This is a genomic window from Pirellulales bacterium (assembly GCA_035533075.1).
Taxonomy (GTDB): domain Bacteria; phylum Planctomycetota; class Planctomycetia; order Pirellulales; family JAICIG01; genus DASSFG01.
The window spans coordinates 11,441-27,745 of the sequence record DATLUO010000194.1 but is presented as its reverse complement, the minus strand read 5'-3'; the positions used below and the strand labels follow the sequence as shown (position 1 = coordinate 27,745).

Sequence of the window (16,305 nt, the reverse complement as noted above, 5' to 3'; positions counted from 1 at the left end):
GCCGAGCGCAGCAGCTTTTCTGGCCCCCACGTAGGGCGACGTGTCGGTCGCCTATTCTGTGAGGCAGCGCGCGGCAACAGCCGATGGCGATCGCGCGATCGAAAGGTGGCGCGTGCCGAAGGAGCTGCTGGAAATCGAGTTTCCGCGGGCCGATCTGGTTTGCGAGAAGGATACTCCCTGGCGTCAGTGGGTTGGCTTCGCCCTTAACTCGCTAGGTCTGGAATTCCTCGAACACTCATCAACGCTCATTCACACGAATCGGAATTGCTTGAGCTTTGACAATCGAGGCGATGTATTATAATGGCCGCAATCCCGCGCGAGTTGCGCGGCACACGAAAAACACGGAGGTCAAAATGTCACGAAAGGCCGGCAAGGACAAGAAAAAACAGCCTCGGCGGGCGCGGGTTGCGGCACAAGGGGTTTCGGTCGGGCCACACGGCGAGGCCAGGCCCGGCGCCACGCCGCCCAGGCTTCAAGTGGCGTGCGCGAGGTGGACCAGCGGCCATTATGACGAGGCCGAATTCTTTTTTCGCGACCTGCTGGTAACGGATCCCGACGATCCGCACTTTGCGCGCTATTGGTTGGCGTCGTGCTTGTTCGAGCTAGGCAGGTTCGGCGAGCTCGAGAAGTTGCTGCGCGAGCGCGACGAACACTCCGGCGTGTGGCGATTCGTTCAGGCGCTCGATGCCTTCCGCCACCGCGGCGACAGCGACGAGGCGCAGCGGCTGCTGGTCGAGGCCGACCGGCTGGAACCGGGTTTCAAACGCTACCTGTTGCAAGAGGAGTTGGTCGACGCGCGCCGCGAGGTGCGGTTCGACGCGAGCACCGCCGAGCGGGCCTTTGGCTGCGCCCGCCTGTTCCTGCCGGCCTGGCGGTCGGTGCCGGGTGCCGCGGTGTGGGCGAGGCGGATTTTGAAGGTTCCACCAGCGAGCGCGCAGGCGGATGACGTGCCGCGCCGCTTCCCGCACGACGAGCTGCGGTCGCTCCCGTCGCGGCGCGAAACGTGGCAAGTCGGTTTGAGGAGGTGCCAAGACGAGCGGCCGGGCGACGACGGGCTTCCGGGCGACGATGGGGCGATGTGGCTGTTCGGCGTGGCGAACATCGAAGGCCAAGAGATGCGGGTCATGACCGTGATCGACCGCCCGCTTACGGAAGTGGTGGCCTGGAACGAGCTCGTGCCGGCCTTTATCCGTCCGCTCGACGGCAAGCCCGCGCGGCCCGCCGAGCTGGTCGTGGGCCGTCGCGACTTGTGCGATGCCTGGAAACCTTGGCTGGCGAAAATCGGCGTCGGCTGCCGGTGCGAAAAAGATCCGCAACCGGTCGGGCAAATGCTCGAAGGCATGCACCGCCTGCTCGAGCAGGAAGACAAGCCGCCCGCCGAGGACGTCGATATCCGCGACTTTCCTCAGACCGACGCGGTGTGGCAGGCCGACTTTGTGCGGTCGCCGGCGTGGGTCATGAACGAACGCGAAGGGGCGTATCGGCCGTGGTCGGTACTCGTGCTTGAAAAGTCGCCTGCCAGCGCGCTGCTGACCGCGCACACGCCGGGCGGTCCCACGCCCGACATGCTGCTGGAGTTTCTCGTTCGGGCGATGTGCGGCACGCGCGGCCGGCCGGCCCAGCGGCCGCGGCTGATCGAGCTTTCCGATTCGGATGGTTACGACCACCTCCGGCCGCGGCTTGAGGCCGCGGGAATCGCTTGCCGGCTGGTTGACGAAATGCCCGAGTTCAACGACTTCTGTCTCGACTTGGCCCGCAGCATCGACGGCTCCGAGAAGTGCGCGTTGGCCGACGGCAAAGGCGTGACCCGTACCCAGATGGAATCGTTCTATGAGGCGGCGGAGTATTATTTCCGCGAGGCCCCGTGGCGCCGCGTGCCGGGCGAAGTGCCGATCGAAATCCGTTGCGACGACCCGGCGATGGGCCCGCGATACGCGGTCGTGCTCGGGCGAACGGGCGTGCAGTTGGGCCTCTGCGTCTACGACGACTTGGAAATCACCAAGGCGATGCTTGGCGGCTACGCCGGCCCCGATGAGAACCGCGCCTTGGCGGTTTGCTACGACGAGGCGCAGATCATGGCGGCGGTCGATCTGCAGCTCATCGAGCGGTTGGGCTGGCCGGTCGCCGCGCCGGAAGCGTGGCCCGCGGTGATGCGGCTCATGCCGGGCCGCACTCCGCGTTCTGCCACCGCCGAGGAACTGGTTTTCCTCGACGCCTGCCTGCGCGCCATTCCCGATTTCATCAAAGCGAAACGGACCTCGCAGACATGCCACCTCGACGTCGCCGGTCGCCGCGTCGAACTGCGATTGGCGTATCTGTAGCAGATTGGGAGCGGCCATGTCGAGATGGTCGTCAACCGGCGGCCGACAAACTCGCTGGTCCTGTCCCGCCACACCTTCCGCTTGTGGCCGTTAATCCGCCGGCCTAGACTCCGGTTATGGCAGCAAAGGTATCGAAATGAGATTGGGCACGTTCTTATTCTGCGCGACGCTTTCGTCGCTCGCCTGGGGCGGCGACGGCGATAACGCGCGCCGGCCGGGCGAAGAATCGGCCGCCGAACGGGGCTACCGCTGGCTGACGACGAAAACCTACTTGCCGCCCGACTTCGATCAGCAAGTGTTCGACGATCTGTGGAAGGTCTGGGAAGAACCGTCGCGTTCGCGGGCCGAAAAGGCCACGCCCGAAGAACGGCGGAAAATGGCCTTTTCCCGTTACGGGCTGACCGAGGCGCCCGGACGAACGGGCGGAGTGGCCTTGCAGTATGTCGACGATGGACGCGGCGGCTGGGTGATGAACTGTTTTGCCTGCCACGGGGGCAAGGTGGCCGGCCGGGTGATTCCCGGCGCCCCGAACACGCTCTATGCCTTGCAGACCCTGACCGACGACGTGCGGGCAACCAAGCTGCGGCTGGGCAAGACGCTTTCGCACATGGATCTGGGCGGCGCGGCCATGCCGCTGGGCACCACCATCGGAACCACCAACGCCGTGATCTTCGGCATCGTGCTGTTGACCTATCGCGACGCCGATCTGAACGTCCACCGCGACCGCTTCCCGCCCACACTTTTGCACCACGACCACGACGCGCCGCCCTGGTGGAACATCAAGAAGAAAGGCTATCTGTATGCCGACGGCGGCGTGCTGAAGAGCCATCGCGCCCTGATGCAGTTTCTGCTGCTGCCCAAGAACGGGCCGGAGAAATTCCGCCAGTGGGAAGGCGACTATCGCGATGTGCTGGCCTGGATCGAGTCGCTGGAGGCCCCCAAGTACCCGTTCGAGATCGATCGCCCGTTGGCCCGGCGCGGCGAGCGGCCGTTTGTCGAGCATTGCAGCGAGTGCCACGGCACGTACGGTGTCAACGGCAGTTACCCGGAGCGGAATGTGCCGATCGACGTGGTGGGCACCGACCGGGCGCGCTACGATTCGATCCCCGCCTCGTGGCGCGACAACTATAGTGCCACCTGGTTCGGTCATTACGGCGAGAAGGCGGTCAAGCACGATCTGCCGGGTTACGTCGCCCCGCCGCTCGACGGCATCTGGGCCTCGCCTCCTTACCTGCACAACGGTTCGGTGCCGACCTTATGGCACCTGTTTTATCCCGACCGGCGGCCGGCCGTCTGGACGCGCAGCGAAGACGGTTACGACACCGAAAAGGTCGGGCTGGAAATCACCGCCTTCGACGAGGTGCCGCAGCAGGCCCGGCACGGTGCGGCGCGCCGACGCTACTTCGACACCCGCGAGTTCGGCAAGAGCGCCGCCGGGCACCATTTTCCCGAGGCGCTCAACGACGACGAAAAGCGAGCGGTGCTCGAATATCTGAAAACGCTGTGAGGCCGGCCAGCCGATCTGTGAAACGGTCGGCACCGGACGCAATCAGATGAATCGGATCGAAGAAATCGTCGTCGCTCAACCAATCGTGACCGTCGACGATCGTCACCTCGCGCTCGCGACCAACGCTCCCGAGGGCAGCCATCACACGCGCGCGGAACTCGGCGGGGCACCATCGGCGCAGATCGCTGCCTTCGGGAAACAGAGCCAGCACCGTGCGAATTTGTTGGCTGTCGAGCAGCGTCAGCAGATCTTGGAAGACACGTCGAGAGGCGGGAGCAAGACGGCTGTTCTGAAAGTAGGGGCCGAGTGCGCCTCGCTCGGCGGCGACGAACTGGGCGTACATTTGGTCGCTGCGGCGGTCGCCGCCGATCGGCTCCCAGCCATGCTCGTCGAACCAGGACGAAAGAACTCCCCAGGGAATGCTGGGCATAAACCCGCGCGCCACCCAACGTACCAGCGCGAAACGGTGTCGATACCAGGGCACGAGCACCCCGGACGTCGTCGTCACCGACCGCGGATCGGCCAAGGGACCGTAGCTCTCCAGCCAGTTTCGTTCTCCCAGCCCGATGCCGTGGCTTTCCAGCCACGTCAAATTGTCGGGCACCGCGACCTCGGCGAAGAACGTGGGCGACGTCTCCAGGATGAGCGTGTCGGGCCGGATGCCCGCATCGAGCAGCCGACGCAGCAACAGCAACTCGGTCACCGGCCCGCCGCCCGGCACCGCGAAGTTATACACGACCACCGGGCGACGTCGCGTCTCGGCCAAACGTTGTTCGAGCCGTCGAGCGTTCAGGCCGGTCAATGCCCGCGAGCTGCCGAGCACCAGCACGAGCGGCGTGCCTTTCGGCGCCCGAGCAAGGTGGCTGCGAAGCTGGTCGAGCTTCTCTCCATACAGCGGATCGTGAAACTCGGCCGGTCCCCAGCCGACCAGCGCCGACAGGGCCAGGTGAATCAAACCGAGGCTCACGAGCGAGCAACCGAGCGTTGCGCGTGCGGCCCGTGCTGTGCATCGGCACTTGCTCGACATGTTACCTCGGCAGATGTCCTGTTAAACTGGGGAACGGTATTCAGCGCTGCGTCGGATGTCAAGGCGATTAAGGGTTCAGAGTTCAGGATTCAGGGTTCAGGTCTTTGGTCTTGGGAATCCCGATTCCATTCATAGCGCCATCCCTCATCCCTCATCCCTCATCTCTCATCGCCAACCGCTCGCCGACAACGTAACCCATGATTGACAAATCCGAAGCTCGCGTGCGGCAGATGTTCGGCGAGATCGCCGGCCGCTACGACTTCTTGAACCATCTGCTGTCGCTCAACATCGACCGCTACTGGCGGTGGCGCACGGTCCGCGCCGTGCCGCCGGCCGCGGAGGGGCCGATTCTCGACCTCTGCACGGGCACCGGTGATCTTGCCTTGGCTTACTATCGGGCCAGCGGCGGGCAGGCCACGATCGTGGGGGCCGATTTTTGCCATCCCATGCTGGTGCGGGGCGATGCGAAGCGAAAAAATGCCGGCTGCAACGGGCAACTCACGTTCGTCGAGGCCGATGCCCAGCGGCTGCCGTTTCCGGACCATTACTTCTCGATCGTCTGCGTGGCCTTTGGGCTGCGCAACGTGACCGACACCGACCGCGGGCTGAGCGAGATGGCGCGGGTCTGCCGGTCCGGCGGCAAAGTGGCCGTGTTGGAGTTTTCGTTGCCGACGTGGAGACCTGCCCGTGCCGTTTACCTTTGGTATTTCCGGCGTGTGTTGCCGCGCATCGGCCAGGCACTCGCCCGCAATCGGCACGAAGCCTACAGTTACTTGCCGGCCAGTGTCGGTGAATTTCCCTGCGGCGAGGCGTTGGCGGTGCGGATGAGACAGGCCGGTCTGGGCGAAGTTGTCTTTCGCCCGCTCACGTTCGGCATTGCCACGCTCTATGTAGGAACCAAATGATGTCGAATTACGTGCTGGCCATGACCGGCGCCAGCGGCGCGATCTACGGTGTGCGTCTTTTGGAGCAACTGCTGGTCGCCGGGGCGGAGGTCGAGCTGGTCATCAGCCCGGCCGGCGCCGCGGTCATCGAGCAGGAACTGGGGGTGTCGGTCGACCTCGACCACTTTGCCCTCGACGATTTGTTGCCGCTCACGTTGGACAAAACGCCCGCCTTGATGCAGGCCGTATTCGGCACTCGCGCGCGGCGCGCGGCCGGCGACGACGGCCTGCGAAGCACCAAGGTGTCGGGGGAAAGCGTTTTGCCGGTGCGCTATCACCACTACCGCGATCTGCTGGCCCCGATCGCCAGCGGTTCCTCGCGCACGTCGGGCATGGTGGTTTGCCCCTGTTCCGGCGGCACGCTCAGCGGCGTGGCCCATGGCACCTCGGTAAACCTGATTCATCGGGCGGCGGACGTACATCTGAAGGAGCGCCGCAAGCTGGTGTTGGTGCCGCGCGAAACGCCGCTCTCGATGGTGCAGCTCGACAACCTGCGCCGCGCGGCCGAGGCCGGGGCGATCGTGCTGCCCGCCATGCCGGGCTTTTATCATGGCGTGCAATCGCTGCGCGACGTGGTCGATTTCGTGGTGGCCCGCGTCCTCGATCAGCTTGGCGTCGAGCATTCGCTCATGCGCCGTTGGGGAGAGTAGCCGATGTTCCGCCGCATGCGATTGATGCTGGAGATGGTGCGGTTCAGCCACACGGTGTTCGCGCTGCCGTTTGCGCTGTTGGCGGCGGTGATGGCCTGGCGCGAAGGGGCGGTCGCCTGGCGCTGGCGAGACCTGCTGGGCGTGGTGCTGTGCATGGTGCTTGCGCGAAGCACGGCGATGGCCTTCAACCGCCTGACCGACCGCGAACTCGACGCGGCCAACCCGCGCACGCGGTCGCGGCATTTGCCGGCGGGGCTGCTCAGCGTGGCCGGCGTCACGGCCTTCGCCGCGGTCTGCGCCGCCGGCTTTGTGGCCAGCACGCTCTTGTTTTTGCCCAATCGCTGGCCGGCGTATCTCTCGCTGCCGGTGCTGATTTTCCTTTGCGGCTACAGCTTCACCAAGCGGTTTACGGCACTGGCCCATTTCTGGCTCGGCGCCGCGTTGGGTCTGGCGCCGGTCGCCGCCTGGATTGCCATTCGCGGCGAGCTTGGCTGGCCGCCGGTCGTGTTGGGGGCGGCGGTGATGTTCTGGGTGGCAGGCTTCGACGTCATCTATGCCTGCCAGGACGTGGAGTACGACTCGCAAACGGGCTTGCACAGTTTGCCCGCCAGGCTAGGAGTCGTGCGGGCATTGCGTGTGGCGGCGGTTTGCCATTTGGGGACCGTGATCGCGCTGGCTGCGCTGCCGCTGGCGTACCGCGAGCTGGGTTGGATCTATCTTGTCGGCATCTTGGCCGTGGCAGTGTTGCTGGCTTATGAACACCGCCTGGTGCGGCCCGACGATCTGACGCGCGTCAATGTGGCGTTCTTTCACGTGAACGCGGTGGTCAGCATCGGACTGTTTCTGGTGGGCACGGTGGATTTGTTCTTAGGATATGCACCCTGGGAATAGCCGGAGGCACAATGATCGCTGAAAGAGCCGCCGAGATTGCTGAGCTTAGTACGCGATTTCGGGCGCTAAGAGCTGACGAAATTGCTGCAGAGATAGCGCGGATAACGCACCTCTTGAACAATCAAACATGCGAACCGGCGCCGACCAACATGCTGGACGTCGCGGACAAGCCGCGGGCTGATGTAGCCGCATGGCTGGCCGGGCTGAATCTGCCAAACACTCGCGTGCATGCGTGCTGGATAAGCCTTCGAGAAGGCGTCGAGATGCAGCTTTCGGATTTTGTGCGGCACTACGACGAGCTCTGGCTTCCCGGCGCTGACGATGTCTGTGTCTCGGACCCGAACGGCCAGTTCGTTCTCTTCTTCGATCATGAAGAGCGAATCACGGCTTGGTGTCAAACATGCGTCGATGCGGCGAGCCACGCAAGCAACTGACTACGAACCGAAGCTCGTTCCGCGCGAGAACTGGCCCGCGACCGAAGTTGAACCGCCGGAAGCTAATCGGCTTGTGAAACGTGTGGTTGTCGTGTCAACTGTCGGTTTCCGACAGTTCACCAGAAGTGGGGTGATGCATGACGATCACAGATAGTGCGTCGGCCGTTGCCGCCTTCGCCTTTACGGTGAATGTCAAAAGCCGATCGACGAGTTACGCGCCGTCGCCGATTGCGGTTAGCATGGCAACGGACAGATTTGTCAGTTCGCTAAAGGGGGGGTGTCTTGCGCTTTTCGGTCGCCATCGTCGGTTTGCGCCCGCCCCATCTCGCATTAAGATAGTTCATCATGGCATCATCAGTGCAACCCACCTTCGCCTCCATCCGCGACAAAGTGCTGACCGGCGAGCGGCTGACGCTCGACGACGGCGTCTACCTCTATCGCCCGGAAGTACACCTCAACGACCTGGGCGAGCTGGCCAACCTGGTCCGCGAGCGGATCAACGGCAACGCCGCCTATTACAACATCAACACGCACTTGAACCCGACCAACGTCTGCGTCTATCGCTGCACGTTCTGCGCCTTTCGCTCCGACCTGCGCGATCCCAAGGGCTACTTGATGAGCGACCAGCAGATTGTCGAGCGCGGCCGTGAGGCGGTCGAGGCGGGCTGCACCGAGATGCACATCGTCGGCGGCCTGCACCATCAGATGAAGTTCGATTGGTACGTCAACGTCGTCCGCCTGCTGCACCAAGCCTTTCCGCGGCTGCACCTCAAGGCCTGGACCGCCGTCGAAATCAACTGGTTCCAGCATCTCACCCGGCGGCCCGTGCGCGAAATCCTGCAGGAGCTGATCGACGCGGGACTTGGAAGCATGCCGGGCGGAGGCGCCGAAATCTTCCATCCCGAAGTCCGCGACCGAATCTGCGAGCACAAGGCCGACGCCCAGAACTGGCTCGACATCCACCGCACCGCCCACCAGCTCGGCCTGCGGACCAACTGCACCATGCTCTACGGGCACATCGAAGAGCCCTACCACCGCATCGACCACCTGATCCGGCTGCGCGATCTGCAAGACGAAACCGGCGGCTTCCAGACCTTCATTCCGCTGGCCTTTCACCCCGACAACACCGGCTTGAGCCACATCCGAAAGCCGTCGGCCCTGATGGACCTGCGCACGATGGCCATCAGCCGCCTGATGCTCGACAACGTTCCGCACATCAAGGCCTATTGGATCATGCTCGGCATCGGCACCGCCCAGACGGCGCTCGCTTACGGGGCCGACGACCTCGACGGCACGGTGCGGCACGAGCTGATCTATCACGACGCCGGGGCGGAAACGCCGGAAGTCCTTTCGGTTGACGAAATCTGCCGGCTGATTAGCGAGGCGGGGCGCGAGCCGGTGGAGCGCGACACGCTCTATCGCCGCATTGTGCGCGAGGGGGCCGAGTGGCAGGCGGCCGAGCCGATCGCGGCGGCGGTATAGCTTGCCAAAACTCTCGCGTCGGCCAAAATGGGGCCAGCGGACCTGTTTGCCATGCACTCTCAACGAAGGAGCCACGCTATGACCGATTCTGCCCGACGTGAATTCCTCAAGACGACCGCCGCGGGCGTAGCGCTGGCGGGCATTGGCGACTACGTGTTGGCGGCACAAGAAGAAAGCTCCGACGGCCTGCCCAAGCGGCCCTTGGGCAAGACCGGCGAGAAAGTCTCGATCCTCTGCCTCGGCGGCTGGCACATCGGCGCCATCGACGAAAAAGACGCCGTCGCCATCATGCACGAAGCCATCGACCAGGGCATCACGTTCTTCGACAACGCCTGGGACTACCACGACGGCAAAAGCGAAGAGGTCATGGGCAAGGCCCTGGCCGGCGGCGGGCGGCGCGACAAAGTGTTTCTGATGACCAAAAACTGCGCTCGCGACCGCGCCGGCAGCATGAAGCATCTGGAAGACAGCCTGCGGCGGCTGAAGACCGATCGGCTCGATCTCTGGCAGTTCCACGAGATCAACTACGACAACGACCCCGACTGGATTTTCGACAAGGGCGCCCTGGCCGCGGCGCTCGAAGCCAAGAAGCAAGGCAAGGTCCGCTACCTCGGCTTCACCGGGCACAAGCACCCCGACATCCATCTGAAGATGATCGAAAAGCCCTACGCCTGGGACACCGCGCAGATGCCGATCAACATCATGGACGCCCATTACCGCAGCTTCCAAAAGCGCGTGGTGCCGGTGTGCAACGAGAAGGGCATCGGCGTGCTGGGCATGAAGTCGTTCGCCGGCGGCTCGCCCAAGGGGCGCTTGCCCGACAAGGCCGGCTTGAAGGCCGAAGATTGCCGGCGTTACGCCCTGTCGCTGCCGATCAGTTCGCTGGTGTGCGGCATCATGTCGCGCAAGGATCTGCACCAGGATCTCGGCGTGGCCCGCAACTTCAAGCCGATGCCGAAGGACGAAATGCAGAAGCTGCTGGCCAGCACCGCCAAAGAAGGCGCCGACGGCCGCCACGAGCTGTTCAAGTCGACGCAGGTTTTCGACGGGCCCTATCACCGCCTGCAACATGGCTTCGAGGTGGAGAAGACGGGATAGTTGTTGCCGTGCCCGAACATGCAACCGGCTGCCGACCAGTGCCGGCGAGCTGCCTGGCGTCTTGCTAGCCGAAACAAGCCTATCGAATCGACGATCGCCGCAGCAACCGCATGCCGTTGGCCACGACCAGAAGCGTGGCCCCCACGTCGGCCGCCACCGCCAGCCAGAGCCGGGCAAGCTCTTGCGGACCGACGATGGCCGCCAACAGCACCGCGGCCTTGATCCCCAAAGCCAACGCGATGTTTTGGCCCAAAATCGCCCGCGTGCGGCGGCCGAGTCGCACCAGCTTCGGAAGCAGCCCAAGCTGCGGCGATAACACCACCACGTCGGCGGTCTCCAACGTGGTATCGCTGGCCGCCGGTCCCATCGCCACGCCCAACCACGAGGCTGCCAGCGCCGGCGCGTCGTTCACGCCGTCGCCGACCATCGCCAGCCGCGCGTGCGTGATGGTCAGGGCTTTCACTTGGTCGACCTTTTCGTGGGGCAGCAGATCGGCGTGAAACTCATCCAAACCCAGTTCCTGGGCGATCTGCCGGACCACCGGCTTGCGATCGCCGGAAAGCATGACCAGCGGCCGCACGCCCAACCGTCGCAATTCGGCCAGTGCCGCCGCGGCATCGGCACGCGGACGGTCTTCAATCGCCAGTGCGCCCAGAAAGCGCTCTTGCGATCCGACCAGCACGATCGTCGCCGCGCCATCGGCCAACAACGCTTCGGCCACGCTTCGCACTGCCGCCGTCGGGCCTCGGGCGCCCTCGGCAGCCAGCGGCGGCTGCGAAAACAGCGACCAGTTGCCCACGAAGAACGTTTGTCCGTCGAGTTCGCCGCGGACTCCATATCCCCGCAGCGCCACCACGCCGGACGCCGCCGGCCACTCGACGTGACGCCGCCGCGCGGCGGCCACGATGGCCAGGGCCAGCGGGTGTTCGCTGCGGCACTCCACAGCCGCCGCCACGCGCAGCAGCTCCTGGTCCGACACGCCCGGTGCGGGAACGAGGCGCGACACTTCGGCGATTCCGCGTGTGAGCGTGCCGGTTTTGTCGAGCGCCAGCGAACCGATTTGCCCGGCACGTTCCAGGAATTCGCCGCCTTTGATCAGGATGCCGCCGCGGGCCGCCGCCTGCAATCCGCAGACGATCGTCACGGGCGTCGAAATGACCAGCGCGCAGGGGCAGGCGATCACCAGCAGCACCAGCGCCCGGTGCAGCCACTCGACGGGCCGGTGCGATTCGGCCCACGGCGCGTGCCAGCTCATGGCCACGAGCGGCGCCACGGCCAAGACCAAGGCCAGCGCGATCACCGCCGGAGTGTAGTAGCGAGCGAACCGATCGACGAAGCGCTCCGTGGGCGAGCGGCCGCGCTGCGCTTCTTCGACGAGCCGCGCAATGTGGGCCAGCGTGCTGTCGGCCGCCCCGCGACGGGCACGCACGACGAGCGCGCCCTCGCCATTGACGCTGCCGGCGTAGACGTGCATGCCGGGCTGCTTTTCCACCGGCAGCGCTTCGCCGGTGATGGGCGACTGGTTGACGTTCGACGCGCCGTCTTGCACCTCGCCGTCGACCGGCACTCGCTCGCCGGGCCTGACCAGCACGAGATCGCCGGGCGTCAATTGGGCGGCGTCCACCTCGCGCAGTTCGTCGCCCTCGTAGCGATGGGCCTGCGGCGGCACGAGCTCGATGAGCGAGCGGACCGCGGAGCGCGCACGCGTCAGGCTGTAACTTTCCAACCACAGCGAGACTCCGAACAAGACCATCGCCGTGGCGGCCTCGAAGTAATCGCCCGTGGCCAAGGCGCCCGCCGCGGCCAGCGTCATCAGGGCATTCATGTCGAGAGCCCGCAATCGCACGGCCCGCCAGCCGGCACGGGCCACGCTGGAGCCGGCCACCAGCGTGGCGGCGATGGCCAGCGCGTTTCCGGCCGCCGGCCAGCGCAGCAACCACTGCGTGGCAAACCCGATCACGAGCAACACCGCACCGCTGAGCGTGCTGCGGCGAATCCGCGCACGCGGCGAGGCGGTGGGCAGGCTGGTGTGCGACACGACTTCGGCCGCGAAGCCGATCTGCCGTACTTCGGCGGCGATGGCCAAGGCGTTCAGGCCGGCGTCATGCTCGACGACCAAGCGTCGATTGAGATAATCGGGCGCCAGGTCGACGACGCCCGGCAGACGTCGCAGACCTTTCTCGATGAGCGACAGCTCTTCGGGGCAATCGAGTGCGGGCACATAGAGCGTGGCCGAGGTTGTGGCGGGTGCGGAATCCATTGTGCTGGATTGTATACCGCGCGCCCGATTCCGGGCCACCGTTTGGAGAGGGAGCGCGGCGGCGTAGGGTGGGACCAGCGAGCTTGCGAGCGCCGGCCCACCGAGAGCGACGTCGTTTACTGGGAAGGCGCGGCATGGACCGCATGCGGCGGTTCGCCGTAACAGGCAGAGTGCTTTACTTGATGAGGGCTGGATTCCTACTTTCGGCCGCGACTGCGCCAGGCGAACAGCCGAAGGCCGACGGCGCCGAAGCCCGCCAGCACGACCAGCGCCGTTCTGACGACGAGTTGGTCCGTGGAAACGGCGGGGCCGTTGACCCAGTAGAGAAACGGGGCCAGCGCCAGCGTGGTCCAGCAGCAAAATTCGGCCGGCGCCGAGATTCTCGCCGAGCTCGGCGGCGCAAAGCCAACCGCCGGTGAGGTCGGTCCCATTAAGGCGCTCGTCGATGCCGAGAGGTTCGACGAGATCCGCCTACTGAGCAATTTCCAGCCTGCTTGGAGCAAACTCTACGGCGAATGGCTTGGCAAGACGCCGACGATCATCCCGGTCGAGCTGGCAAAACCAACCGACTATGTCGGAATCTTCCGCATTGCCGATGGCGAACTGGCGAGAATCGTGCGCGAGACGGCCGACGATCTGGTCGAAATCTGCATTCACACCAGTCCCGGCGCGCCAGCGATGGCCGCCGTCTGGTTACTGCTGGGAAAGACCCGCTACGCGGCAACCTTTTATGAAACACATAAAGGGCGATACTGGAAGACAGAGATCCCGTTCGACCTTACTATTGATGCGCTGCCCGAATTGCTCCGCGGCCCGGACAGCAAATTCGCGCACCTCGCCGCGCACGTCAAAAATACGGCACGAGGTTGAGCAAGCTCTCGACCGCGGCCACGTCGGGCGCCGCCGGAAGCGCATTGGTCGCCGGCCCGTAATACTGGCAATTTTCGGCGGCAGTTGCCAGAAACCCCTTGATCTTAGCGACGGCCGCAGTCCAGCGCTCCGCGTCTGCTGATCGAGCCGCGATCGCCAGCTCAAGCATTGCCGCAAACAGGTTGCAGATATTTCCGTCGATGCCGCCGCTCTCGTCATGCAAGAGCTTAATTGCTCGCCTCAGTCGTTCGATTGCGTCGCGCGCGGTCCGCGGGGCTTGCCGTGCCGTCGCTTGGGCGTAGATCCAAGCCGAGTACGGCTTCTTGCCTAATTTGAGCCGCTCATCGAGCGCCTCATCGCTCCAAACGCGACCTTCGAGCCGGGCCAGATCTGCGCGGAGGAACGGCAACCAAGGAACGGTGGTTGATTGCGCACTCCAATCGGCTTCCTCCAGCGCTTGGGTTGCACGCACCAGATCGCCGTGCCGCAATAAGGCGTGAATACGATCATGCGTCGTTCGCGCAAGGTTCCCGCCGTCGCCTAACCGGCGCTGCAGCGCTTCGGACCGCGCAAATAACTCGTCCCAGCCTTGCTCTCGGGTGATCGCCATGGCGCGGGCCAATGTGTTCCATAGCTTGACCCTCGTCAACGGCCTGAACCGCCGCGGTTCACTTTGAGCCTTCTCGGCCCATGCGCGGAGCAGCGCCGAAATCTCGGCGAAACGATGCGCGTTGAAAAGGCTTGCGGCATGTTCGGCCGCGGCGTCAGCCTCCTCGTCGTCCGACGTGAGCGGACCAAGAGCCTCGATTCGATGGTGCGCCTCCCCCGCAATAGAAACCGCGTCGGCGAACCGGCCATTGTGCCTGCAAGCAGCGGCGTAAAGTCTCGAAAACTCGATCGCCATGGTCCCGTCGATCGGCTGCAAAAACCGGCATCGACGAGCGCGGTCGCCTAAGTCGGCTGCCTCGCGATAGCGGTTTTGGTCATCGAGCCACCTCAGTCGCTCCAGCACTCTCGCCGACTCTCGCCTATCGAGCGGTCCAACCGCGTCGAGCAGTGGGGCCAGGAGGCCAGCATTGTGCAAACGGCCCGCCAGATCGGCAAGCGATTGCACTTCCCAGACCTCGGTCGCGACGCCGTGAGCAAACTCGCTGCCAGACGCACAGATGATAAGGCTCAATTGGCCGCACTCACGATTTGCGGCATCGAGTTTGGCACGGACGTCGCCCACCGCTTTCAGTCTACCGCCAGGCTCAAGTTGGACGACAACCGCCGCCGCCCGCAGCAACGGAAGGCCGAAACCAGTCATGCAGTCGAGCACAGCCAGCGCGGCCGCGATCGTCATCGATTCACCGCGCGCCCTGAGGCCGGTTAAATTCTCGAATCGAAACGCGAAACGCTCGGGCACGGTCCACGTCTCCGCGACGCCGCTCGCCTGCAGCAACGCGGTCAGAACATCGAGGATGTCTTCATGGTTAAACGGTAACTTCCCATCGACGCTCCAATAATCTTGGTCGCGAAGCGGCCGCAACGGAAAGACGTGACCAGTTCGGGATTCGTCAATGGCGAGACCGATAATACGCGGTTCCGGACGGTCGCTGACGGCCGTTATTTCGCGCCCCGGAGCCCAGCGATCGATTACCCCGACCGGCAGCAAAATATCGTGCTCCCTGAGCGCTGTCATTACGCGTTCGAGTTGCCAACCCGACATGAGCCACGCTGCGTCCGATCCCTGCCATATTGCGATGAGTCGGTCGATGCACAAGACGGGATTGGTCCGCCAAAGCGCTTCGGTGCCCGCCTCCGCCATGTCGGCCGTGAGCCACGGAGTGTTCACAATCGGACTGTGACTGTTTGAGGGTTGCCATTGCCGGCTTGAAGAATCACCTGCCCGTCTAGCCAGACAAAATCAGGCTCGGCCCTGTGGAAGTCGGGCCGCTCGCCGTTTGTCCACACTGCAACCTGCTTTCCAGCGCTGCCGAAACCCGTAAGTTGTGGAGGAGCAACGTCTTTAGCTCCCCTCCAGCCCACACGCACGCCGCCAGCATCGGCGGCAAGCACCAGCGCACCACCGGTTCGCAGGGGGACTTCAGCCCAGCGCAATGAAGCCGGTGCGCGCGACTCTCGACGATCGGCCGTCAAGCCGGCACCAGCGCTGGCCGCAAGTGCCAAGTCCGGCTCGACCGCGACGAGCCATGATGGCGGAGCTCTGCCGAGCTCATCGAGCTGAAGAACCGGTCCCTCGCCGGTCGGCGGCTGCGGCTTCCCGCGGTCGGCAAGGGCCTGTCGCGCACGAGCCACCTCGTCGAGCCAAGCCATGTACTCGGGGTCGGCTTCGGCGCACTCTCGCACCGGATCGTTCGGCATATTTCCGCGGGCCAACCCCGCGATCACCCGCCGCACCTCGGCGGCGGCCTCCTCAGGCACCATTCCAACCCGGAGATAGTCGGCGCACATGGTCGCGGGCAACCAGGCCGATTCGCCGCAACGAACGGTCAGCGGTCGATCGAGAAATTCAGGCCATAGTCCAACGTCGCATTGTCCCGCCAGGGGAAGATCATCCGCCGGGGCCAGTAATACAATCGCCGGATCGTCGACGTGGAAGCGGACCACTAGCCATTCGATGGCCGCCTCGACGGGCGTTTCGAAGACGTATAAATCGCCCGGTGCCGGCCCCCCACTCGCCCGCGCCGGCTCCTGTGCAGTTGCCTCCAGCCGTGCCGCTGCCTCGACGATCGCCTGCCGGAGCCGCTCCGCCCGATCCTGCCTGGCCATGGGTATACCCTCGCTTTTCATGTCTCTGTACCTGCCTGCGATTCAT

The 16,305-nt window shown here is 64.7% G+C and carries 13 protein-coding genes; 8 read left to right on the top strand and 5 right to left on the bottom strand.

All coding sequences use genetic code 11. The features are described from left to right. Positions 1-353 precede the first annotated feature (353 nt). Together VNH11_24880 and VNH11_24875 are read left to right on the top strand one after the other, a co-directional pair. Complete coding sequence (locus VNH11_24880; protein HVA49624.1) at positions 354-2,321, top strand: CDC27 family protein; 1,968 nt, start codon at positions 354-356, stop codon at positions 2,319-2,321. A 136-nt stretch (positions 2,322-2,457) separates the two neighbouring features. Beyond that, positions 2,458-3,828 carry a cytochrome c gene (locus VNH11_24875; protein ID HVA49623.1) on the top strand — a complete coding sequence of 457 codons (1,371 nt, stop codon included), beginning with the start codon at positions 2,458-2,460 and terminating at the stop codon, positions 3,826-3,828. Here the strand turns inward: VNH11_24875 and VNH11_24870 are convergent. Further along, a complete protein-coding gene (locus VNH11_24870; GenBank protein ID HVA49622.1) occupies positions 3,779-4,795 on the bottom strand; it encodes a DUF1574 family protein in 1,017 nt (338 codons plus the stop codon). The two genes, VNH11_24875 and VNH11_24870, sit on opposite strands and share 50 nt — an antisense overlap. 257 nt (positions 4,796-5,052) lie before the next feature. Here VNH11_24870 and ubiE point away from each other — a divergent pair, with 257 nt between their 5' ends. From ubiE to VNH11_24855, 3 genes are read left to right on the top strand one after another with little or no spacing between them, the layout of a single operon-like run. Beyond that, positions 5,053-5,760, top strand: coding sequence for a bifunctional demethylmenaquinone methyltransferase/2-methoxy-6-polyprenyl-1,4-benzoquinol methylase UbiE (gene ubiE, locus VNH11_24865; protein ID HVA49621.1), 708 nt, complete (start codon positions 5,053-5,055; stop codon positions 5,758-5,760). Then, positions 5,757-6,449: a flavin prenyltransferase UbiX gene (locus VNH11_24860; GenBank protein HVA49620.1), complete on the top strand. Its 693-nt coding sequence runs from the start codon at positions 5,757-5,759 to the stop codon at positions 6,447-6,449. The genes ubiE and VNH11_24860 overlap by 4 nt, the downstream gene beginning before the upstream one ends. Positions 6,450-6,452: 3 nt before the next feature. Continuing rightward, entirely contained in the window at positions 6,453-7,340 is an 888-nt protein-coding gene (locus VNH11_24855; protein HVA49619.1) for a UbiA-like polyprenyltransferase, read from the top strand. Between the two features lie 65 nt (positions 7,341-7,405). Here the strand turns inward: VNH11_24855 and VNH11_24850 are convergent, their stop codons facing one another. After that, positions 7,406-7,711, bottom strand: a complete 306-nt coding sequence (locus VNH11_24850; protein HVA49618.1) for a hypothetical protein — start codon at positions 7,709-7,711, stop codon at positions 7,406-7,408. 408 nt (positions 7,712-8,119) lie between these two features. On the opposite strand from VNH11_24850, the gene mqnE reads away from it, so the two are divergent. Beyond that, positions 8,120-9,256, top strand: a complete 1,137-nt coding sequence (gene mqnE / locus VNH11_24845) for an aminofutalosine synthase MqnE (GenBank protein HVA49617.1) — start codon at positions 8,120-8,122, stop codon at positions 9,254-9,256. 78 nt (positions 9,257-9,334) lie between these two features. Continuing rightward, the gene (locus VNH11_24840; GenBank protein ID HVA49616.1) at positions 9,335-10,354 is read left to right on the top strand and encodes an aldo/keto reductase; all 1,020 of its coding nucleotides are present in this window, start codon (positions 9,335-9,337) and stop codon (positions 10,352-10,354) included. 79 nt (positions 10,355-10,433) lie between these two features. On the opposite strand, the gene VNH11_24835 is transcribed toward VNH11_24840, so the two are convergent. Beyond that, entirely contained in the window at positions 10,434-12,614 is a 2,181-nt protein-coding gene (locus VNH11_24835) for a cation-translocating P-type ATPase (GenBank protein HVA49615.1), read from the bottom strand. Positions 12,615-12,959: 345 nt separating this feature from the next. Between VNH11_24835 and VNH11_24830 the strand changes: the two genes are divergently transcribed. Next, positions 12,960-13,484: a hypothetical protein gene (locus tag VNH11_24830; GenBank protein ID HVA49614.1), complete on the top strand. Its 525-nt coding sequence runs from the start codon at positions 12,960-12,962 to the stop codon at positions 13,482-13,484. Here the strand turns inward: VNH11_24830 and VNH11_24825 are convergent. Further along, a complete protein-coding gene (locus VNH11_24825; protein HVA49613.1) occupies positions 13,462-15,321 on the bottom strand; it encodes a hypothetical protein in 1,860 nt (619 codons plus the stop codon). The genes VNH11_24830 and VNH11_24825 overlap by 23 nt on opposite strands. Beyond that, entirely contained in the window at positions 15,318-16,259 is a 942-nt protein-coding gene (locus tag VNH11_24820) for a hypothetical protein (GenBank protein ID HVA49612.1), read from the bottom strand. The genes VNH11_24825 and VNH11_24820 overlap by 4 nt, the downstream gene beginning before the upstream one ends. Positions 16,260-16,305 lie beyond the last annotated feature (46 nt).

What these genes read in the sequence shown, in the direction of transcription:
- VNH11_24880 (HVA49624.1), top strand. Translation starts at nt 354, where the DNA reads ATGTCACGAAAGGCCGGCAAGGACAAGAAAAAACAGCCTCGGCGGGCG.
- VNH11_24875 (HVA49623.1), top strand. Translation starts at nt 2,458, where the DNA reads ATGAGATTGGGCACGTTCTTATTCTGCGCGACGCTTTCGTCGCTCGCC.
- ubiE (HVA49621.1), top strand. Translation starts at nt 5,053, where the DNA reads ATGATTGACAAATCCGAAGCTCGCGTGCGGCAGATGTTCGGCGAGATC.
- VNH11_24860 (HVA49620.1), top strand. Translation starts at nt 5,757, where the DNA reads ATGATGTCGAATTACGTGCTGGCCATGACCGGCGCCAGCGGCGCGATC.
- VNH11_24855 (HVA49619.1), top strand. Translation starts at nt 6,453, where the DNA reads ATGTTCCGCCGCATGCGATTGATGCTGGAGATGGTGCGGTTCAGCCAC.
- VNH11_24850 (HVA49618.1), bottom strand. Translation starts at nt 7,711, where the DNA reads ATGATCGAAGAAGAGAACGAACTGGCCGTTCGGGTCCGAGACACAGAC.
- mqnE (HVA49617.1), top strand. Translation starts at nt 8,120, where the DNA reads ATGGCATCATCAGTGCAACCCACCTTCGCCTCCATCCGCGACAAAGTG.
- VNH11_24840 (HVA49616.1), top strand. Translation starts at nt 9,335, where the DNA reads ATGACCGATTCTGCCCGACGTGAATTCCTCAAGACGACCGCCGCGGGC.
- VNH11_24835 (HVA49615.1), bottom strand. Translation starts at nt 12,614, where the DNA reads ATGGATTCCGCACCCGCCACAACCTCGGCCACGCTCTATGTGCCCGCA.
- VNH11_24820 (HVA49612.1), bottom strand. Translation starts at nt 16,259, where the DNA reads ATGGCCAGGCAGGATCGGGCGGAGCGGCTCCGGCAGGCGATCGTCGAG.